A 19,657-nucleotide genomic window follows, 5' to 3' on the forward strand; every position below is an offset into this window, starting at 1 on the left:
GAGAAGTATGAGCAGTCAATTTTTAGTGACCAGCCGCCGGGATATGGAAGAACGGGGCTGGGATCAACTCGACTTCGTATATATTAACGGCGATGCCTACGTCGACCATCCCAGCTTTGCCGCGGCGGTCATCGGCCGCGTGCTGGAAAGCCGGGGATACCGCGTCGGCATCATATCCCAGCCGGACTGGCACAGCGCAGAGCCCTTTAAGGCCTTGGGAAGGCCTCGCCTGGCGGCGTTGATTACGGCGGGAAACCTCGATTCCATGCTGAATGAAAAGACGGCGGCGAAGAAGTTCCGCAGCCGAGACAACTACTCGCCGGGCGGAGAAACGGGACGCCGGCCTGAACGGGCGACGATCGTCTACGCCAACCGCATGCGCGAGGCCTATAAGGACGTGCCGATCATTATCGGCGGCATTGAAGCCAGTCTGCGGCGCTTCGCCCACTATGACTACTGGTCCAATAAGGTCCGCCATTCGATTTTGTTAGACAGCAAGGCCGACATATTAAGCTACGGCATGGGAGAGCGGTCCGTCGCTGAGATTGCCGACGCCCTGGCCGAAGGAAAGACGACGGCGGAAATGTACGACATACGCGGCATCTGCTATGTGACGAACCGCGCGCCCTTGTCGGATAAAGCCGTCATGTGCCCGTCTTATGAAGAGGTTCGGGACGACAAAAAAGCCTTTGCCGAGGCTTTTAAAATCCAATATGAAGAGCAGGACCCGTATTACGGCCGGACGATTATCCAGCCGTCGGAAAACCGCTTTGTCGTGCAGACGCCGCCGGCTCTGCCGCTGACGACAGAGGAGATGGACGCGATTTACGAGCTGCCCTTTCAGCGGCGCTGGCATCCCATGTACGACGAGGCCGGCGGCGTGCCAGCCCTGCAGGAAGTACAGTTCAGCCTGACGAGTCAGCGCGGCTGCTTCGGCCACTGTCACTTTTGCGCCATTACGAGTCATCAGGGCCGGATTATCCAGTACCGCAGCCACGAATCGTTGCTGCGGGAAGCGAAGCGGATGACCGAGCTGCCTGACTTTAAAGGATACATTCACGACGTCGGCGGCCCGACGGCCAATTTCCGCCATGAAGCCTGCGGCAAGCAGCGCATATCCGGCGCCTGCCGCAGCCGCCACTGCATCGGAAGCGAAGTCTGTCCGAATCTCGACACGTCCCATGAGGATTACCGTCAGCTGCTGCGAAAAATCCGGCAGGTTCCGGGCGTAAAAAAGGTCTTTGTCCGCTCGGGGCTGCGGTATGACTATGTGCTGGCTGATCATAATAAGAAATTCGTTGAAGAATTGTGTCAGTATCACGTAAGCGGTCAGCTGAAGGTAGCGCCGGAGCACGTCGTCAAGCACGTGACGGACTTGATGGGAAAAGCCGGCGTACAGGCCTTTTTGAAATTTAAAGAATGGTTTGACGAGGCAAACCGCAAACTGGGCAAAAAACAGTACCTCGTGCCGTATTTTATGTCCAGTCATCCAGGCTGTACGCTCCGCGACGCCGTGGAGCTGGCCGAATTTCTGCGGGATATGCATATGCAGCCCGAGCAGGTGCAGGACTTTATTCCCACGCCGGGCAGCTTGTCGACGGCCATGTATTATACGGGAATGAATCCGCTTACGGGAGAAAAGGTATACGTCGTCCGCAGACCGGAAGAAAAGCAGATGCAGCGGGCACTTATGCAGTATAAGAACCCGGCGAACTACGATATCGTGTACAAGGCCCTGTGCCAGGCCGGCCGGCGGGATCTCATCGGCTTTGGCCCGAAATGCCTCATTCCGCCGCGCCGTCTTAAAGGAACGCGGCCGGAACAGACGCCGCAGCGCCGCGGCAGCTTGCAGCTGCCGAAGAAGACGAGGCGCAGGGATACGAGGGGAAGAAAATGAAACGATATATGCCTTTGATGGCCGTGGCAGTGTTCATCCTGGCGCTGCTGGGATTGAGCTGCTATGTATGGGAAAAGCAAAAGCAGGCAGAGGAGCAGGCTGCGTATGAAGCCGAACGGCATCTCGTCGTGTATTCGGCCATGCCTGACGACGTAAACAAAGGGCTGGCCGATGAATTTTATAAAAAGACGGGCTGGCGCGTGCAGGTGCAGACCCGCACGGACGGGCAGATCCGACAGCTCTTAAAGTCGCCGGATTTGGCGTCGCCGCCGGATATGATCATCGCGTCGGAACAGGTGCTGCAGGATCAAAAGAAGGACAGCATGCTTCAAGCATATACGTCACCTCAGACCGACGCCGTGCCGTCATCCTTGAAGGATGACGGCGGGTACTGGACCGGACTGTGGCTGAATCCCATGGTGTTTATCATCAGCAGCAGCTATTATGAGCGCAACGGATTGTCTCCCCAGACGTGGGACGAACTGCTTCAGGATCCGAACCTGACCCTCGTCTTTCCCGACCTGGCGGCCATGGATATGGCCGGCGACTTTCTCTGCTCCTTTGTGGAAATGCGGGGCAGAGACGGCGCGGGAAGATATCTGCGCGAGCTGCAGCGCCATGTGACGTCTTATTCTCAGTCTATGTCGTCAAACGTGCGTATCGTAGCCGGAGGAGACGCCGACGCCGGCGTCGTCGATGCGGCGATGGCTCGTCAGTACAGCAAGGACGGAGCGCCTATCTACATCATCTATCCGCGCGACGGCACGTCGTACTGGCTGACCGGCGCGGCCATTACCAAGTGGTGTACCGACGGCGAAATGGCCTACGCTTTTCTGAATTGGCTGTTTTCAGACGACGTAGACGGCATCCTGCGCAGAAGCCACATCTATTTGACCTATACCAGCGATTCGGGAAAGAACGTACTGGATGCGAAAGGGGACGGCCTGGCGCTGTTCCCCGTGAAAAAACAATATACGGCCGAAGGCCGCCGGTCCCTGCAGGATTGGTGGATCAAGTCGGTCCGCTTCGGAAAGGAGCCGTAAATGGAAAAAATTGGATTCGTCAGCCTGGGCTGCTCGAAAAACCTCATCGATACGGAAGTAATGCTGGGCATTCTCCGCGATAAACATATGGAAATTACCGACGATTTGGCCGAAGCCGATATTATCATCGTCAATACATGTACCTTTATTGAAAAGGCGAAGGAAGAATCGGTCAATACAATTTTGCAGGCCGCCGAATATAAAAAGACAGGCAAATGCCGCCTGCTGATCGTGACGGGCTGCCTCAGCCAGCAGTATAAGGAAGAGCTGCTGAAGGAGATGCCTGAAATCGACGCCCTGCTGGGCACGGGCTCGTGGGACCGGATATGGGAAGCCGTCGAAGCGGCGAATCGGGGCGAACGGGCCTGCTTTATGGATAACGTCAGCCACTTGTACGATGAACATACGAGCCGCATGCGCACGACGCCGTCGTACAGTGCCTACGTCAAGATCGCCGAAGGCTGCAATAACGGCTGTTCTTTCTGCATCATTCCGCACGTGCGGGGGCGCCTGTGCAGCCGTCCCGTCGCCTCGGTCGTAGAAGAGGTAAAGCAGCTGGCTGCCGACGGCGTAAAGGAAATCAATATCATCGCCCAGGACACGACGAGCTACGGCGTCGATCTGGCCGGCCGGTCCCTCCTGCCCGATTTGCTGCGGGAGCTGGTCAACATAGACGACGTCCGCTGGATCCGCCTGTTTTATTTATACCCGTCTTATTTTACGGACGAATTGATGAATCTTATCGTCGAAGAAGAAAAGATTTGCCCCTATGTCGACTTGCCGCTGCAGCATATTTCCCAGTCCGTGCTGAAACGCATGAACCGCCGCGATTCGGAAGAAGACGTGCGCAATTTGATGAAAAAGCTTTGCAGTCATGGCCGCAAGCTGACCCTGCGGTCGACCTTTATCGTCGGCTTCCCCGGCGAAACGGAAGAAGAATTCCAGGAATTGTGCGATTTTGTCGACGAAACGGAATTCGACGACGTCGGCGTCTTTACGTATTCCCAGGAGGAAGGCACCGCAGCGGCGCGAATGGACGGCCAGATTCCGGAAGACGTCAAGGAAGAACGGTATCACGCCCTCATGGCTATTCAGGCCAAGGTATCGGAACGGCGCAATCAGGAGCTGGAGGGGACGATTCATACCTTCCTCGTAGAAAGCATTCAGGAAGAAGGCGGCGTGCGCCAGGCCGTAGGACGCATTGAGGTGCAGGCTCCGGAAGTAGACGGCCTGACCTATCTGGAAGACGCGGAAGCAGTGCAGCCCGGCGATATGGTGCAGGTGCGCATCGTTCAGGGCTTCGCCTACGATTTAGTGGCAGAGCTGGTATGACGGCGAGGTGAATCCAGTGTTAGTAGAACTCATTACGACGGGCTCGGAGCTGCTGCTCGGAGAAATCGTCAACGAGAATTCGCGGTATTTGTCTAAGGAACTCAATAGGCTTGGTTTTTCCGTCGTATACCATACGACGGTCGGTGATAATCCTGAGCGGATGGAGCAGGTATTCCGCACGGCCTTGTCGCGGGCTGATATCGTCATCACGACGGGCGGCCTCGGGCCGACGCAGGGCGACGTGACGAAAATCGTCGGCGCCAAGGTCATGGATGCGCCGCTGGAATATCATCCCGACATCGTCGAAGACATCCGCCGATGGGTGAAGGAACATCATCCCAGCCGGGAGCTGACGGAAAATCAGAAGCGCCAGGCCATGATTCCTGCCGGAGCCGATATCTTTTCCAACGGAGCCGGTACTGCGCCGGGCGTAGCTATTCATAAAGGAGGCAAGCTCCTTGTCCACTTGCCGGGGCCGCCGACGGAAATGCGCTGGATGTACGAGCATCGGCTGAAGCCGTATTTGCTCCGTACCTTTGGTTCCCAAGGCTATATCCAGTCGCTGTACATCAAGATTTACGATATGGGCGAAGCCTTCATTGAAGAAAAGCTCATGGATTTAGTGACGAAGCAGTCGAACCCAACCATCGCCATGTACGCCCGTCCGGGATTCGTCGAAGTGCGCATTACGGCGCGGGCCCGGACGGAAGCGGAGGCTAAGGACATGCTGGCGCCGCTGGAAGAAGAAATGCGCCGCCGCCTGCAGCGGACGGCTGTAGCCTACGACGATGAAACAGTCGCTCACGTATTGGGGAGGGAAGCCCTGCGCCGGAATTTGACGATCAGCGCGGCTGAATCCTGTACGGGCGGCCTCGTCGGCTCCCTGATTACGGACGTGCCCGGCGCGTCGGCCTATTTCCGCGGGTCGGCCGGCACGTACTGCAATGAAATGAAAGAACAGATACTCAGCGTATCTCATGAGACGCTGGAACGATATACGGCAGTGAGCGCCCAGACGGCCTGCGAAATGGCCCGGGGCAGCAGGCAGCTGTACGGTTCGGACATCGCCGTCAGCACGACGGGCATTGCCGGACCGGACGGAGGCACGGAGGCACAGCCCGTAGGCCTCGTATATACGGGCGTAGACGGGCCGTGGGGCACCGTATCCCACCGCGACATCTATCCCGGAGACAGGGCGGAGGTCAAGCGCCGGGCGGCAGCGCGGGCCATTTATTACGCCGTTCAATATATCTTGAAACAAGGAGAATAGGAGACATATTATGGATGCGAAACAAACTGCGCTTGAAAACGCAATGCGCAAGATCGAAAAGGATTTCGGCAAGGGCGCGATCATGCGTCTCGGCGATATAGCCGACAAGATGAATATGGAAGTCATTTCTTCCGGCTCCCTGGCCGTAGACCTGGCAGTCGGCGTCGGCGGCTATCCCCGCGGCCGCGTCATCGAAATTTACGGTCCCGAATCGTCCGGTAAGACGACGCTGGCTCTCCACGCCATCGCTTCGGCTCAAAAGAGCGGCGGCATTGCCGCCTTCATCGACGCGGAACATGCCTTGGACCCGGTCTATGCCCGTCATCTCGGCGTCGATACGGCAGAACTGCTCATCTCCCAGCCGGACAACGGCGAGCAGGCTCTGGAAATTACGGAAGAACTGGTGCGCAGCGGCGCCGTGGACATCATCGTCGTCGACTCCGTAGCCGCTTTAGTACCGAAGGCGGAAATCGAAGGGGAAATGGGCGATTCCCACGTCGGCCTGCAGGCCCGCCTCATGAGCCAGGCCCTGCGCAAGCTGACCGGCATTATCGCTAAATCGAAGGCCATCGTCATCTTTATCAACCAGCTCCGTGAAAAGGTCGGCGTCATGTTCGGCAACCCCGAAACGACGACAGGCGGCCGGGCCCTGAAATTCTATGCGTCTATCCGCATGGAAATCCGCAAGGGCGAGGCGATTAAGGCCGGCGGCGACGTCATCGGCAACCGGGCCCGGGTCAAGGTCGTGAAAAATAAGGTCGCACCGCCCTTCCGAAACTGCGAATTCGATATCATGTACGGCACGGGCATTTCCCGCGAAGGGACGATTCTCGATTTGGGCGCGTCTATGGATATCATCGAAAAGAGCGGCACCTGGTATTCGTATAAGGGCGAACGGTTGGGCCAGGGCAAGGAAAACGTCAAGGTGTTCCTGAAAGAACACGGCGACATTGCCGACGAAATCGAACAGATTATCCGCGACACCTTAGCCGCTGAGCCGGAAAAGTTTGAAGACGTGATGGAAGAACCGATGCAGGCCGATGACTTGCCTGACACGCTGGCAGAAGCTGACGGCGAATAAGTATGGATTATAAGGAAGCCTACGCGAAATCGCTGCGCCTGCTGAACGTCCGCTTTCTCAGCGAAGGCGAGCTGCGCCGCAAGCTGGAGCGGCATGAGGCGGCCGGCGAGGTAATAGACGCCGTCATCGCCAAGTTGAAGGAAGAGCGGTTCGTCGACGACGAGCGCCTGGCCAGGGCCGTGTACAAGCAGTATGCCCAGAAGGGGCGGTACGGCCATTTGTACATCGTCAACTGCCTGCGCCGACGGGATCTTCCCGTTCCCGACGAGCTGGAGCGGCCCGACGAGGACGAAGCGGCGCGGCGATTGGTGGCTCAGCGCTTCAAAGGCGGAGGGGACGCGCGGAAAATCGCCCGTTTTCTTCAATACCGCGGTTTTTCTCCCTCGGTGATTCGAAACGTCGTGGATGACTTTTATTCTTGACATAGTTATCAAAAAATTTTACAATTAAATGAGCCGGTTGACACTGGTCAAATATTTTGCATAATTGTAGGTTTTTTGAAGATGACGTAAACAACACATACTCATATAAAAAAGCCGGACTGCTGTTCGGCTTTTTTTGATGAAGGGGAGGTGAAATCAGTACATGTTAGCTAGCATTGTCGCAGCAATCGTCTGCGGCGTCATAGGCGTAGGCGCAGGGTATATTTACCGCAAAAACATTGCCGAAGGCAAGATCGGGCAGGCCGAAGTAGAAGCGCAGCGGATTATTTCCACGGCGCAGCAGAGCGCGGAAGCCCGCAAGAAGGAGCTTGTCCTGGAAGGCAAGGAAGAAGTACATAAACTGCGTACGGACGCCGAACGGGAAAATAAAGAGCGCCGCAGCGAATTACAACGCATGGAACGGCGATTGCTGCAGAAGGAAGAACATTTAGACAAGAAATTTGAGTCCATAGAAAAGAAAGAGGAATCGTTGCAGCGCAAGGAAGACGAAGTGACGAAAATCCAGGAAAAGATCGAAGCGCTTCACGCCCAGGAAATGGCTGAACTGGAACGGATTTCGGGCCTTACATACGACGAGGCGAAGGAGCTCCTCCTTTGCAACGTGCAGTCGGAGGTAAAGCACGAAACGGCTCAAATGATCAAGATGATGGAAGACGAAGCGAAGGAAGAAGCCGAAGGAAAGGCGCGGGAAATCATCGCCACGGCGATTCAGCGCTGCGCTGCCGACCACGTAGCGGAAACGACGGTTTCCGTCGTATCCTTGCCGAACGACGAAATGAAAGGCCGTATTATCGGCCGGGAAGGCCGTAATATCCGGGCTATCGAAACCCTGACGGGCGTCGACCTCATCATCGACGATACGCCGGAAGCCGTCATCTTGTCGTGCTTCGACCCCATTCGCCGCGAAATCGCCCGCATCGCCTTGGAAAAGCTCATCGCCGACGGACGTATTCATCCGGCGCGCATTGAAGAAATGGTGGAAAAAGCCCGCAAGGAAGTCAACCAGAAGATCCGCGAAGCCGGCGAACAGGCGACGTATGAAACAGGCGTTCACGGCCTGCATCCGGAACTCATCAAGATCCTGGGGCGTCTGCGGTACCGTACGAGCTACGGCCAGAACGTACTGCGCCATTCTATCGAAGTATCCCAGCTGGCGGGCATTATGGCCGCCGAGCTCGGCGTAGACGAAACGCTGGCCAAGCGAGCCGGTTTGATTCATGATATCGGCAAAGCCCTGGATCATGAATTGGAAGGCACCCACGTATCTATCGGCGCGGAAGTCGCCAAGAAGTACGGCGAATCCAAGCTGAGCATCAACTGTATTTCCGCGCACCACGGCGACGAAGAGCCGCGGAGCATCGAAGCTGTCCTCGTGTCGGCGGCGGACGCCGTATCGGCGGCGCGGCCAGGTGCAAGACGGGAAACGCTGGAAAACTACCTGAAGCGATTGACAAAACTGGAAGAAATCGCAAAATCTTTCGACGGCGTCGAAGATTGCTTTGCCATACAGGCCGGACGCGAAATCCGCGTCATGGTCAAACCGGAAAAGATCGACGAATCGGATTGTGTTCTCCTCGTTCACGACATCGTCAAGCGGATCGAGGCCGAACTGGAATATCCCGGTCAGATCAAAGTCGTCGTCATTCGGGAAACGCGAATGATCGATTATGCAAAATAATATGGAATACAAGTCCCTTGCCCCTGTCCGGGCAGGGGATTTTTTTCGCCTGATACAGGGGGCCAAAGGAGTTCGGGAAACGTAATGGGCAAATTATAAAAAAAATGAAAAAAAGGGCTTGCCAAAACGAGTGGGACATGGTAGAATACTTTTTGTCGGAACGCGAGAGGTTCCGATAAGTATGAAACGGCCCCGTGGTGTAGCGGTTTAACATGTCGCCCTGTCACGGCGAAGATCGTCGGTTCAAATCCGATCGGGGTCGCCATATTTTGCTCAGGTAGCTCAGTCGGTAGAGCAGGGGACTGAAAATCCCCGTGTCGGCGGTTCAATTCCGTCCCTGAGCACCATCTACATGCGGAAGTAGCTCAGTGGTAGAGCACCACCTTGCCAAGGTGGGGGTCGCGAGTTCGAGCCTCGTTTTCCGCTCCATAATATGGCGGCATAGCCAAGCGGTAAGGCAGAGGTCTGCAAAACCTTCATCCCCAGTTCGATTCTGGGTGCCGCCTCCATATTTCTCGTCGTGCCGAGGTGGCGGAACTGGCAGACGCAACGGACTTAAAATCCGTCGGATAGAAATATCCGTACCGGTTCGATTCCGGTCCCCGGCACCAAATGAATAACACAGTACTGTGAGTGTTACGTTGGCTTCAGCCGGCACGTCTTACAGAATGTTTAAAAGGTTTGGATGGAAATCCAAACCTTTTTTGTAATATTCTTTCATTTAATTTATAATATAAGAATGGCGGTCTGTATGGAAGCATATCAGTACAAAGTATCTGATTTCGAAGGGCCTTTGGATTTGCTGTTGTATTTAATCGAAAAAAATAAAGTCGATATTTACAATATTCCCATAGCGGAGATTACCAATCAGTTCAACGCCTACGTCGACCAGCTCGACGGCTTCGACGTCAATTACGCCAGCAAGTTTTTCGTCATGGCGGCGACGCTGCTGCAGATTAAGTCGCGCCTGCTGCTGCCTAAACCGCCTAAGGCGGAGCCGGAAGAAGACGAAGAAGATCTGCAGGACCAGTTAGTCCGCCAGCTCGTCGAGTACAAGCGGATGAAAGAAATTTCCGGCGTCATGGGCGCGTTGTGGGAGCAGCGGAGCCATATGCTGGAACGGCCGGCGACGCCTATGCCCTATCAGGCCCGCTTTGTCGGGAAGATCGAGCGCGACGCCTTATATCGGGCTTTTCGCCTCGTATATCGGGCGCTGGAAGAAAAAAAGCCGCCGGAGGTTCATATCCGACAGGAAATATACAGCGTGGAAGAGTGCATGCAGCGCGTCGTGTACCAGCTGCGCCAAACGGCGCGGCCGGCTTCCGTGCTGGCCGTATTTCGCCGGTGCCGCTCCAAGGTCGAGCTCGTCGTCACCTTCCTGGCCGTATTGGAGCTCATTAAGCTGGGAACCTGCCATACTGTTTCGGAGGGAGAGGATGGGAATGCCGTTGCCTTGCGGTATGCCGGCGCATACGCATAAGCCGGAAGCGCTGCTCGAGGCGCTGCTGTTTCTCAGCGGCCAGCCTATGACGGCGGCCGATATTTGCGCCCATACGGGCTGGAGCCGCGAAGAAACGGAAGCGGCGGCTTCGGCGCTGGAGCAGGTTCTCGACGAACGGCGCGGCCTCAAGCTCATCCGCGTTGCCGGAGGGTATCAGCTGGTCACGCGGCCCGAGCTGTACGACGCAGTCAAATGGGTGCGGACAGGCGTGGCGGAGCTGTCGCCCATGGCCTTGGAGGTACTGGCTATCGTGGCCTTCAAGCAGCCTGTCACGCGGGCCGATATCGAAAAGCTGCGCGGCGTGTCGTCGGAGCGCATTTTATCGTCTCTGCTGCAGCAGGGGCTGATCGTAGATTTGGGACGGAAGGATAGTCCGGGACGGCCGATTATGTACGGCACGTCGGCATATTTTTTGGAATGCATCGGCATGGATTCGCTGGAAGAACTGGCCGGCCGCGTGCCGCCGGAGCTGACGGCGCCTGCCGGCGAAGAGATACAGGAGGATATAGATGGAAAGGCTACAGAAGGTAATGAGTAACTGCGGCATCGCGTCGCGCCGCGCATCGGAGCAGATGATTTTAGACGGACGGGTCCGGGTAAACGGCGTCATCGTCCGCGAGCTCGGGACGAAGGTAAATCCCGATAAGGATATCATCCTCGTCGACGGCAAACGGCTGGAAGCGCAGCCTAAGCATTATTACTTATTTAATAAGCCCAAGGGCGTCATTACGACGTCCAGCGACGACCAGGGCCGGCCGACGGTCATGGATTATTTCCGCAAGGAAAAGGACCGCATTTACGCCGTAGGGCGGCTGGACCAAAATACGGAAGGCCTTCTGCTCATGACTAACGACGGCGAGCTGGCCAACATCCTCATGCATCCCAGCACGATGGTCGATAAGACCTACGAAGTCAAAGTCAAAGGACGCATTTCCGATACGATACTGCAGAATCTGGCTGACGGCGTGCCGCTGGAAGACGGCATGACAGCTCCTGCCGACGTATACTACGTCGGCTTCGACAGCAAGAGCGGCCTGACGACGATAGAAATTACGATTCACGAAGGGAAAAACCGCCAGGTACGCCGCATGATCGAGCATTTCGGATTTCAGGTGCACAATTTGCGCCGCGTCCAGTACGCCTTCTTGACCCTGAGCGGCGTCAAGCGCGGCTCGTACCGCAGCCTGAAGCCTGAAGAAGTCGCCGAGCTGTATAAATACAAATAAAAGGGCGGGAACGTCTGATGAAACACGTCATTATCATCGGCGCCGGCGCCGCCGGCATCATGGCTGCCTTGGCTGCGGCCGGACAGGGCGCGTCGGTTACGCTGCTGGAAAAAAATAATATTGTCGGAAAAAAGATGGGCATTACCGGCAAGGGCCGCTGCAATTTGACCAATGCCTGCGCCATGGACGAGTTCGTCGCCCATACGCCGGGAAACGGGAAATTTCTGTACAGCGCCTACGGCCAGTTTTCCAATGAAAACCTGCTGGACTTGCTGCATCAGTGGGGACTGGAAACGAAAGTAGAACGCGGCGGCCGCGTTTTTCCCCAGTCCGACAGCGCCATTGAAGTGCGCAAGCTCTTGTATGACCGCCTCTGCCGCGCCGGCGTGCATATCCGCCTGAACGAGGCGGCGACGGCCGTGCAGCGCTGGGGCGATACTTTTGCGGTCCGTACGCAGGCCGGGCAGTATGAAGGCGATGCCTGCATTATTACGACGGGCGGCATGTCCTATCCCGTCACGGGTTCTAGCGGCGACGGATACGGCTTTGCTAAGAGCCTGGGCCACGCCGTGACGGAGCTCAAGCCGTCGCTCATTCCCTTTACGACGAAGGAAACGTGGCCCCATGCGTTGTCGGGATTGTCGCTGCGCAACGTCGAGGCCTCCCTGTGGAAGCGGGGGAAGATGCTGGCCTCGCAGTTCGGCGAAATGCTTTTTACCCATTTCGGCGTGTCGGGGCCGATTATCCTCATGCTCAGCGCGGCGGCGGCGCATAAGAAGCAATGCCAGTATCCCATGCAGCTGCGCATCAATTTGAAGCCAGCCTTGTCTAAGGAAACGCTGGATCAGCGCGTGCAGCGCGATTTCCAGAAATACATCCGCAAGGAAGCGGAAAACGCCATGAAAGACCTGCTGCCGCAGCGGCTCATTCCCATCGTGCTGGAACAGGCCGGCATCGACGGCCGTTGTCAGGTCAACCAGATTTCCCGCGAGCAGCGGCAAGATCTGGTCGATTCGCTGCAGGCGCTGACCCTGACGATTACGGGGACGCGGCCTATCGAGGAAGCCATCGTTACGGCCGGCGGAGTCAGCGTGCGGGAAATCAATCCCAAGACGATGGAATCCAAGCTGACGCCGGGACTGTATTTTGCCGGCGAGGTAATGGACATAGACGCCTATACGGGCGGATATAATCTGCAGGCTGCCTTTTCGACGGGCTACGTAGCCGGCATGGCAGCGGCAAAGGAGGAATAAGGGATGGAACGTTTGACCGTAGCCATCGACGGGCCGGCCGGAGCCGGAAAGAGCAGCGCCGCCCGACTGGTGGCCAAGAGACTGGGGTATTTGTACATTGATACGGGCGCGATGTACCGGGCCTTTACCTGGGCGATGCTGCAGGAAAAAATCGATATAGGAGACGCGGAGGCCGTCAGGGCGCTGACGGAGCGCATCGACATCCGGCTGGAGCCGCTGGAAGATAAGTGCCGCGTGTTCGTCGGCGAAAGGGAAGTTACCGACGCCATCCGCACGCAGGATATATCTTCTCGCGTATCTTCCGTTTCAGCTCTTGCAGTCGTACGGGAAAAACTGGTACAATTACAGAGGAACATGGCCGAAGGAGGCGGCGTCATTTTGGACGGCCGCGACATCGGCACCGTCGTGCTGCCGAAGGCCGATTTGAAGATATTCTTAACGGCGTCCGTCGAATCGCGGGCCCGCCGCCGCTACCTGGAAGTACAGGCGAAAGGCGGTACGGAAACGCTGGAGGACATTGCGGCCAGCATAGCGTCCCGCGACGATATGGATTCTCACCGCGCCGTCAGTCCCTTGCGACAGGCCGACGACGCGATCCTTCTCGACAACAGCGAATTAAATCTGGAAGAAACGGCCGATGCGATTACCGATTTAATTCAGCAGCGCTGTCGATGAAAGCCATTTCGTATTGGATTATCCGCCGGATATTCAACTTCGTGACTTACACACTCATCGGCATGAAAGTCTACGGCGAAGAGCATATTCCGGCTGAGGGGCCTTTTATCATCGTGTGCAATCACGCCAGCTACTTCGACCCGCCTTTGCTGGGAACGGCGGTGCGCCATCGCCTCATCCACTTCATGGCGAAAGAAGAGCTGTTCCGCAACCCGATTATGAATTGGTTTCTGCGGTATGTCCATACCTTTCCCGTCCATCGGGGCCGCATCGATAAAAAGGCCATTGTAGAATCGTTCCGCGTGCTGAAAAGCGGCGGCGTTCTCGGCATTTTTCCCGAAGGGACGCGCAAGTGCCAGGGCATACTCGGGCCGTTTCACGACGGCTTCGCCGGTATTGCCATCAAGGCAGGCGTGCCGGTCCTTCCGGCAGTCGTCGTCAATTCGAGAGAGCTGCCGAAGAAAACGGGATCCGTGCAGATCGTATTCGGCGAACCGGTCATGCCGCCGGCAGATAAAAAGGCCGATAAGGAAGCGATACGGCAATTTTCAGAAGAAATTCGGGAAATTGTCTTAGCTATGCTAAATCGGCATGGAGGGACAGAAAAATGAAGGTAACTATTGCCGAGGCCTGCGGTTTTTGCTACGGTGTGCGCCGGGCCGTGGACATGGCGTCGCAGGCGGAAACGGGGACGAAAACCCTGGGGCCTATCATTCATAACCCACAGGTCGTAGCCCGTCTATCCGCACAGGGAGTGGCTCCCGTCGATTCTCTCGACGAAGTGGGCGACGGCGAAACGGTCCTGATTCGCTCGCACGGCGTTGGCCCCAGCGTCTATGAAGAAGCTTCCCGGCGGGGCATACGCGTCATCGACGCGACGTGTCCCCATGTCAAAAAAGCACAGCAAGACGCGAAAAAAATCGTCGAAGAAGGAAAAAATTTAGTAATTATAGGCGAAAAAGCCCATCCTGAAGTAATTAGTATTTCACAATGGGGGGCAAATCGTGCTATTATAATAGATAGGGAAATTGAAGCAGAACAAATTCCCTTTTCTGAATCACTGGGAGTCGTCGTCCAGACGACCTTTTCCCAAGAGCAATTCAAGCGCATTGCCGAAATCCTGAAGACGAAGACGAACGATTTAGACGTGCACATGACTATCTGCACGGCGACGCAGCAGCGCCAGAACGCCGCTGTGGAATTGGCCGGCAAGGTAGACGCCATGATCGTCGTCGGCGGCAGGAACAGCGCCAATACGGGAAGGCTGGCGCAGGTATGCAGAGAACAGGGTTGCCCTACATACCATATTGAAACGGCGGCTGAATTAGACACGGCGGCCTTTCGTGGTATGAATCATATAGGCATTACAGCCGGTGCTTCCACACCGGATTGGATAATACAGGAGGTTGTTGATATTATGGAAAATTTGCAAGCTGAAGGCACAGAAGTAATGAGTGAAGAATTGTTGGATCAGTACGACTATGAAGAAAATCCAAAGAAAGGCGACGTGGTAAAGGGCACGGTTATTTCTGTGAACGATGATGCTGCCTATGTTTCCATCGGTACGAAAGCAGAAGCCATTCTGCCGAAGAAGGAAATTGCCGTTCCTGCTCCGGAAAAAGCCAGCGACGTCATTCACGTCGGCGACGAACTGACCGTAGAAATTGCCAACAATATTAAAGAAGAAGGCTCTATCGTCGTGTCTCTCGTCAAGATGAAGAAAGTCGAAGACTGGAAAGAAGTTCGCGACGCTTTTGAAAACGATCAGCTCGTCGAATGCGTAGGCAAAGAAACAAACAAGGCCGGCCTTGTCGTTTCCATCAAATCCCTGCGCGGATTTATTCCCCTGTCCCAGGGCGACGTTAAATTCGTAAAATCTTTGGATAATCTCGTCGGCCAGACCTTCCAGGTCAAAGTCATCGACATTGACGAACACAAAAACCGTCTCGTCTTGTCCCGTAAAGCCGTTTTGGAAGCAGAACGGGAACAGAAACGGGCTGAAGCGCTGCAGAATATCGAAGAAGGCGCAGTTCTCGAAGGCACAGTCGTTAAAATCATGCCGTACGGCGCGTTTATCGACTTGGGCGGCGTAGAAGGCCTGCTCCACATTTCCGACATTTCCTGGAAGCGCGTAAGCTCCGTCGACGCCGTTCTTCAGGTCGGCGAAAAGCTTAACGTATTGGTACAGAAATTCGATCAGGAACGGAACCGCATTTCCTTGTCTTTGAAAGCGCTCCAGAAGAATCCCTGGATCGCTGCTATCGAAAAATTTGAAGTCGGCGACGTCGTAAAAGGCGAAGTTAAGAAGCTCCTTCCCTTTGGCGCTATTTTGGCGATCGATCCCGAACTCCAGGGCTTGCTCCACGTATCCGAACTGACGGAAAAACGCGGTGCCGTCGTTAAAGACCTGGTCAACATCGGCGACGTTATGAACGTCAAGATCATCGGCATCGACACGGATAAAAAGAAAATATCCTTGAGTGTCCTGGCTATTCAGAAAGATGAAGAAGAACAGGAAGTTCGCAACTATCTGGACAAACAAGAACAGGCCGAAGCAGCTGACGACGCTGTAGAAGGCGAATAATTTTCAACGAAGGGGGATAGCCGGCATGCCCGGTTATCCTTTTTTCATATTAAGAAAGGACAACAGGAAACTGGTATGTATAAACCGTTAGTAGCTATCGTCGGCCGGCCGAACGTAGGCAAGTCGACGTTATTCAACGCTATTGTCAAGAAGCGCATTTCTATCGTAGAGGATATTCCCGGCGTCACGCGGGACCGCATTTACTATGACGCAGAATGGCTCAATCAGGAATTTACTATGATCGATACGGGCGGCATCGAATTCGTCGATTCGGAAAATCATATCTTCACGAGCATGCGCTATCAGGCAGAGCTGGCTATCCGCGAAGCCGACGTCATCCTGTACGTCGTCGATGGGAAAGCCGGCGTTCAGCCTCAGGATGAAGATATCGCCCGCATCCTCCGCTCCAGCGGCAAGCCGGTCATTTTGGTAGTCAACAAAATCGACAGCGTAGAGCTGTCCATGAACATTTATGAATTTTACAGCCTCGGCCTGGGCGATCCCATCGGCATTTCGGCTGTCAACCTCATGAACCTGGGCGACCTGCTGGACGAAGTGCTAAAGCACATCAAAAACGTGCCCTATGAAGAAGACGACGAAGAAACGATACACATCGCCCTCGTCGGCCGTCCGAACGTAGGCAAATCATCTATGACCAACGCCCTGCTGGGGCAGAACCGGGTTATCGTCAGCAATATGCCCGGCACGACCCGCGATTCTATCGACACCCATTGGGAATACGAAGGATCTAAGTTCGTCCTCATCGATACGGCAGGCATGCGCCGCAAGGGGAAAATCGATATCCCCGTCGAACGGTACAGCGTTGTCCGCGCCCTGCGGGCCGTAGACCGCTGCGACGTGGCTGTCCTCGTATTGGACGGCGTCGAAGGCGTGACGGAGCAGGATAAGAAAATTGCCGGCTACGTCCACGAAGCCGGCAAGGGATGCGTCATCGTCGTCAATAAATGGGACTTGGTGACCAAGGACAGCAAGACGAGTCAGAAGTACGAAGAAGACATCCGCCGCGAGCTGGCGTTCCTGCAGTACGCGCCGATCTTGTTTGCTTCGGCCCTGACCAAGCAGCGCATCAACCGCTTGGCCGACATGGTCAAATTTGTATCGGAGCAGCAGCACATGCGCGTGTCGACGAGCGTGCTGAATGAGCTCATCGAAGACGCCCAGCTGACCAATCCGCCACCGGCCAAGGGCGGCAAGCTGCTGAAAATCTATTATATGACGCAGGCCTCCGTGCAGCCGCCGACGTTCATTTTGTTTGTCAACGAGCCGCAGCTCATGCATTTCTCCTATCTGCGCTTTTTGGAAAACCGGCTGCGCGAAACCTTCGGCTTTGAAGGTACGCCGATTCGCCTGATACTGCGGGGAAAGAAGGATGGTGACGCCCTATGATGATGGGAATCGCTTGCTTGCTCTTAGCGTATATCGCGGGCTCCTTTCCGAGCGGCCTGGTCATCGGCAAGGCCATTTACCATACGGACCCGCGGGACTACGGCAGCCATAATACGGGCGCGACGAACGCCTACCGCGTCTTCGGCGCCGCCGGCGGCCTGGCCGTCCTCATCCTGGACGTCGCCAAGGGTATGCTCGGCGTGTATTTGGGGCAAGTCGCCGCTTCGGCGATGGCCATGCCGGAAGACCAGCGCATCTACCTCATGGTGCTCGGCGGCTGCGTGGCTCTCGTCGGCCATTCCTGCTCTATTTTCCTGAAATTTAAAGGCGGCAAGGGCGTGGCCACCGGTCTGGGCATCATCTTGTTCCTGGCTCCTTGGGAAACGCTCATCGTCTTCGCCATATGGTGTGCTATCGTCGCGGCGACGCGCATCGTATCTCTCGGCTCTATTGTCGCCGCCGTGCTGGTGCCGGTTTTGATGTACTTCTTCGACGAGCCCCTGCCGCTCACGATATTCGGCTTGATTGCGGCTGTCCTCGTCGTCGTGCGCCATAAGGACAACATCATCCGCCTCATGCAGGGACGGGAACTGAAGGTAGAGAGAATCAAGAAAAACTAAGGAAAAATTTTCTTTTTCTTATGGGCCTTTGCTATTTGATATGTAAAGAAAAACGTGTATAATTGTTTGTGTACGAGCAGGTGATTATGTGAGAATCATATCCGGCAGTGCAAAAGGGAGAATATTGAAATCGCCGAAAGGCATGCTGACGAGGCCGACGCTGGACCGTACGAGGGAAAGCTTGTTCAACATATTGGCCAACGGCGTGCTGGAAGGTGCTTCTGTGCTGGACATCTTTGCCGGCACGGGAGCCTTGGGCCTGGAAGCCCTGAGCCGCGGCGCGGCGCACTGCGTGTTTATCGACCACTACACGCAGGCCCTGATTCGGCAGAACGCCGAATTGTGCGGCTTTGGCGGGCAGTATGAAATCCTCCGCATGGAGGCCGGCAAGGCCTTGGTGCGGCTGCAGGGACGTCAATTTCAATATATTTTTGCGGATCCACCGTATAATAAGAATTTGGTGAATAGTACGATTGCTTTAATATGTCAATACGATTTGCTGGCTCCTGACGGATTACTTCTCATGGAACACAGCAGGGACGAAGAGATAGCAGACAGCCTGCTGTATGAGATCATCAGAGAAAAAGCCTATGGAAAGGATACGCGCATCGCCTTTATCCGCAGGCATCAGGGAGGAATTGAATCGTGAAAATCGGAATTTGTCCGGGCAGCTTCGACCCCGTGACGAATGGACACATTGATATTTTTGAACGCAGCAGCAAATTAGTAGATAAGCTTATTATCGCCGTATTTGAAAATCCGTCGAAAAAGCCGCTGTTTACGATGGAGGAACGGGAAGACATGCTTCGGGAAACGACGCGTCATATTCCCAATATCGAAGTAGCCAGCTTTCATGGCTTGCTGAACGAATACGCCATCGAACACGGCGCGACGATCATTATACGCGGCTTGCGGGCCCTCAGCGATTTTGAATACGAATTCCAGCGGGCGCTGCTCATGAAAAAAGTCGAACCGGATATTGAAACCGTATTTATTATGACGAGTACAAAGTATTCCTTTATCAGCTCTACAGGCATCCGCGAACTGGCGTGCTTCGGCGGCAAGCTCGACGACATGGTGCCCGAGTACGTAGAACAGAAGTTGAAAGAAAAGTTCAAAGATAAATATCAGGCGTAGGGGTGGAAGACATGAATTCGGATAAATTGTTGGAAGATTTGGAAAGCTTGGTAATGAACGCATCGAAGGTTCCTTTTACAAATAAAAAGATGATCGAGGAAGAAGAACTCCTGCAGATCATCGACGACTTGAAGGAATCCATGCCGGCTGAGCTGGAACAATCGAAAAAGGTACTGGCCGAAAAAGATAAGATCATTGCCGACGCGCAGCATCATGCCGACAGCATGGTGGCGCAGGCCAAGGACTATATTGCCAAATTGACAGAAGAAAGCGAACTGGTGCGCCAGGCGCAGAAACGGGCGAATCAGATTATTCTGGACGCCAATCAGTCTTCGGAAGAATTGAAGAGCAGTTCCATTACATACGCCGGCGACGTCTTGAAATACGTCGAATCGACGTTGGAAAAGACCTTGTCCAGCATCAAGCAGAACCGCGACAGCTTGCTGCAGTCCAACCGGCAGGATGAGACGAAGTAAGGCGTAAGGCAGGTACGCAGTATAAGTGCAATAT

At 55.2% G+C, this 19,657-nt stretch carries 19 protein-coding genes and 5 tRNA genes; all 24 read left to right on the top strand.

The window, feature by feature from the left end; translation table 11 throughout:
- The first annotated feature begins 7 nt into the window (after positions 1 to 7).
- A complete protein-coding gene (locus E0L13_RS00165; RefSeq protein ID WP_168059484.1) occupies positions 8 to 1,897 on the top strand; it encodes a YgiQ family radical SAM protein in 1,890 nt (629 codons plus the stop codon).
- The gene (locus E0L13_RS00170; RefSeq protein WP_168059486.1) at positions 1,894 to 2,940 is read left to right on the top strand and encodes an extracellular solute-binding protein; all 1,047 of its coding nucleotides are present in this window, start codon (positions 1,894 to 1,896) and stop codon (positions 2,938 to 2,940) included. Before E0L13_RS00165 ends, E0L13_RS00170 begins: the two co-directional genes overlap by 4 nt.
- Positions 2,941 to 4,272, top strand: a complete 1,332-nt coding sequence (gene rimO, locus E0L13_RS00175) for a 30S ribosomal protein S12 methylthiotransferase RimO (RefSeq protein WP_168059488.1) — start codon at positions 2,941 to 2,943, stop codon at positions 4,270 to 4,272.
- Positions 4,273 to 4,288: 16 nt separating this feature from the next.
- The gene (locus tag E0L13_RS00180) at positions 4,289 to 5,542 is read left to right on the top strand and encodes a competence/damage-inducible protein A (RefSeq protein ID WP_168059490.1); all 1,254 of its coding nucleotides are present in this window, start codon (positions 4,289 to 4,291) and stop codon (positions 5,540 to 5,542) included.
- Between the two features lie 10 nt (positions 5,543 to 5,552).
- Entirely contained in the window at positions 5,553 to 6,623 is a 1,071-nt protein-coding gene (gene recA / locus E0L13_RS00185; protein ID WP_168059492.1) for a recombinase RecA, read from the top strand.
- A 2-nt stretch (positions 6,624 to 6,625) separates the two neighbouring features.
- Positions 6,626 to 7,045, top strand: a complete 420-nt coding sequence (locus E0L13_RS00190; RefSeq protein ID WP_168059494.1) for a regulatory protein RecX — start codon at positions 6,626 to 6,628, stop codon at positions 7,043 to 7,045.
- A 163-nt stretch (positions 7,046 to 7,208) separates the two neighbouring features.
- Positions 7,209 to 8,744 (top strand): ribonuclease Y, encoded by a 1,536-nt coding sequence (gene rny / locus E0L13_RS00195; protein ID WP_168059496.1) that lies wholly within the window; start codon positions 7,209 to 7,211, stop codon positions 8,742 to 8,744.
- A gap of 188 nt (positions 8,745 to 8,932) precedes the next feature.
- A tRNA-Asp gene (locus E0L13_RS00200) sits at positions 8,933 to 9,009 on the top strand.
- Between the two features lie 6 nt (positions 9,010 to 9,015).
- Positions 9,016 to 9,091 (top strand) — tRNA-Phe (locus tag E0L13_RS00205).
- A gap of 7 nt (positions 9,092 to 9,098) precedes the next feature.
- A tRNA-Gly gene (locus E0L13_RS00210) sits at positions 9,099 to 9,173 on the top strand.
- A 6-nt stretch (positions 9,174 to 9,179) separates the two neighbouring features.
- A tRNA-Cys gene (locus E0L13_RS00215) sits at positions 9,180 to 9,253 on the top strand.
- Positions 9,254 to 9,266: 13 nt separating this feature from the next.
- Positions 9,267 to 9,355: transfer RNA gene (locus E0L13_RS00220), tRNA-Leu, on the top strand.
- A 140-nt stretch (positions 9,356 to 9,495) separates the two neighbouring features.
- Positions 9,496 to 10,224 carry a segregation/condensation protein A gene (locus E0L13_RS00225; protein WP_168059498.1) on the top strand — a complete coding sequence of 243 codons (729 nt, stop codon included), beginning with the start codon at positions 9,496 to 9,498 and terminating at the stop codon, positions 10,222 to 10,224.
- A complete protein-coding gene (gene scpB / locus E0L13_RS00230; protein ID WP_168059500.1) occupies positions 10,181 to 10,783 on the top strand; it encodes an SMC-Scp complex subunit ScpB in 603 nt (200 codons plus the stop codon). The genes E0L13_RS00225 and scpB overlap by 44 nt, the downstream gene beginning before the upstream one ends.
- Entirely contained in the window at positions 10,755 to 11,471 is a 717-nt protein-coding gene (locus E0L13_RS00235; protein ID WP_087477672.1) for a pseudouridine synthase, read from the top strand. The genes scpB and E0L13_RS00235 overlap by 29 nt, the downstream gene beginning before the upstream one ends.
- Before the next feature lie 17 nt (positions 11,472 to 11,488).
- Entirely contained in the window at positions 11,489 to 12,724 is a 1,236-nt protein-coding gene (locus E0L13_RS00240) for an NAD(P)/FAD-dependent oxidoreductase (RefSeq protein WP_168059502.1), read from the top strand.
- 3 nt (positions 12,725 to 12,727) lie between these two features.
- Entirely contained in the window at positions 12,728 to 13,399 is a 672-nt protein-coding gene (gene cmk, locus E0L13_RS00245) for a (d)CMP kinase (protein ID WP_087477674.1), read from the top strand.
- Positions 13,396 to 14,010: a lysophospholipid acyltransferase family protein gene (locus tag E0L13_RS00250; RefSeq protein WP_168059504.1), complete on the top strand. Its 615-nt coding sequence runs from the start codon at positions 13,396 to 13,398 to the stop codon at positions 14,008 to 14,010. Before cmk ends, E0L13_RS00250 begins: the two co-directional genes overlap by 4 nt.
- Positions 14,007 to 15,983, top strand: coding sequence for a bifunctional 4-hydroxy-3-methylbut-2-enyl diphosphate reductase/30S ribosomal protein S1 (locus E0L13_RS00255; RefSeq protein ID WP_087477676.1), 1,977 nt, complete (start codon positions 14,007 to 14,009; stop codon positions 15,981 to 15,983). The genes E0L13_RS00250 and E0L13_RS00255 overlap by 4 nt, the downstream gene beginning before the upstream one ends.
- Positions 15,984 to 16,058: 75 nt before the next feature.
- Entirely contained in the window at positions 16,059 to 17,390 is a 1,332-nt protein-coding gene (gene der, locus E0L13_RS00260) for a ribosome biogenesis GTPase Der (protein ID WP_087477677.1), read from the top strand.
- On the top strand, positions 17,387 to 18,010 hold the full coding sequence (gene plsY / locus E0L13_RS00265; protein ID WP_087477678.1) for a glycerol-3-phosphate 1-O-acyltransferase PlsY: 624 nt from the start codon (positions 17,387 to 17,389) through the stop codon (positions 18,008 to 18,010). The genes der and plsY overlap by 4 nt, the downstream gene beginning before the upstream one ends.
- An 88-nt stretch (positions 18,011 to 18,098) precedes the next feature.
- Entirely contained in the window at positions 18,099 to 18,659 is a 561-nt protein-coding gene (rsmD, locus tag E0L13_RS00270) for a 16S rRNA (guanine(966)-N(2))-methyltransferase RsmD (RefSeq protein ID WP_168059506.1), read from the top strand.
- A complete protein-coding gene (gene coaD, locus E0L13_RS00275) occupies positions 18,656 to 19,147 on the top strand; it encodes a pantetheine-phosphate adenylyltransferase (protein WP_087477680.1) in 492 nt (163 codons plus the stop codon). The genes rsmD and coaD overlap by 4 nt, the downstream gene beginning before the upstream one ends.
- 11 nt (positions 19,148 to 19,158) lie before the next feature.
- Positions 19,159 to 19,623 (top strand): ATPase, encoded by a 465-nt coding sequence (locus E0L13_RS00280; RefSeq protein WP_087477681.1) that lies wholly within the window; start codon positions 19,159 to 19,161, stop codon positions 19,621 to 19,623.
- The last annotated feature ends 34 nt before the right edge of the window (positions 19,624 to 19,657 follow it).

The sequence above is a fragment of the Megasphaera sp. SW808 genome (assembly GCF_012027795.1).
In the GTDB taxonomy this organism is placed as follows: Bacteria; Bacillota; Negativicutes; order Veillonellales; family Megasphaeraceae; genus Megasphaera; species Megasphaera stantonii.

What these genes read in the sequence shown, in the direction of transcription:
- E0L13_RS00165 (WP_168059484.1), top strand. Translation starts at nt 8, where the DNA reads ATGAGCAGTCAATTTTTAGTGACCAGCCGCCGGGATATGGAAGAACGG.
- E0L13_RS00170 (WP_168059486.1), top strand. Translation starts at nt 1,894, where the DNA reads ATGAAACGATATATGCCTTTGATGGCCGTGGCAGTGTTCATCCTGGCG.
- rimO (WP_168059488.1), top strand. Translation starts at nt 2,941, where the DNA reads ATGGAAAAAATTGGATTCGTCAGCCTGGGCTGCTCGAAAAACCTCATC.
- recA (WP_168059492.1), top strand. Translation starts at nt 5,553, where the DNA reads ATGGATGCGAAACAAACTGCGCTTGAAAACGCAATGCGCAAGATCGAA.
- E0L13_RS00190 (WP_168059494.1), top strand. Translation starts at nt 6,626, where the DNA reads ATGGATTATAAGGAAGCCTACGCGAAATCGCTGCGCCTGCTGAACGTC.
- rny (WP_168059496.1), top strand. Translation starts at nt 7,209, where the DNA reads ATGTTAGCTAGCATTGTCGCAGCAATCGTCTGCGGCGTCATAGGCGTA.
- E0L13_RS00225 (WP_168059498.1), top strand. Translation starts at nt 9,496, where the DNA reads ATGGAAGCATATCAGTACAAAGTATCTGATTTCGAAGGGCCTTTGGAT.
- scpB (WP_168059500.1), top strand. Translation starts at nt 10,181, where the DNA reads ATGGGAATGCCGTTGCCTTGCGGTATGCCGGCGCATACGCATAAGCCG.
- E0L13_RS00235 (WP_087477672.1), top strand. Translation starts at nt 10,755, where the DNA reads ATGGAAAGGCTACAGAAGGTAATGAGTAACTGCGGCATCGCGTCGCGC.
- E0L13_RS00240 (WP_168059502.1), top strand. Translation starts at nt 11,489, where the DNA reads ATGAAACACGTCATTATCATCGGCGCCGGCGCCGCCGGCATCATGGCT.
- cmk (WP_087477674.1), top strand. Translation starts at nt 12,728, where the DNA reads ATGGAACGTTTGACCGTAGCCATCGACGGGCCGGCCGGAGCCGGAAAG.
- E0L13_RS00250 (WP_168059504.1), top strand. Translation starts at nt 13,396, where the DNA reads ATGAAAGCCATTTCGTATTGGATTATCCGCCGGATATTCAACTTCGTG.
- E0L13_RS00255 (WP_087477676.1), top strand. Translation starts at nt 14,007, where the DNA reads ATGAAGGTAACTATTGCCGAGGCCTGCGGTTTTTGCTACGGTGTGCGC.
- der (WP_087477677.1), top strand. Translation starts at nt 16,059, where the DNA reads ATGTATAAACCGTTAGTAGCTATCGTCGGCCGGCCGAACGTAGGCAAG.
- plsY (WP_087477678.1), top strand. Translation starts at nt 17,387, where the DNA reads ATGATGATGGGAATCGCTTGCTTGCTCTTAGCGTATATCGCGGGCTCC.
- E0L13_RS00280 (WP_087477681.1), top strand. Translation starts at nt 19,159, where the DNA reads ATGAATTCGGATAAATTGTTGGAAGATTTGGAAAGCTTGGTAATGAAC.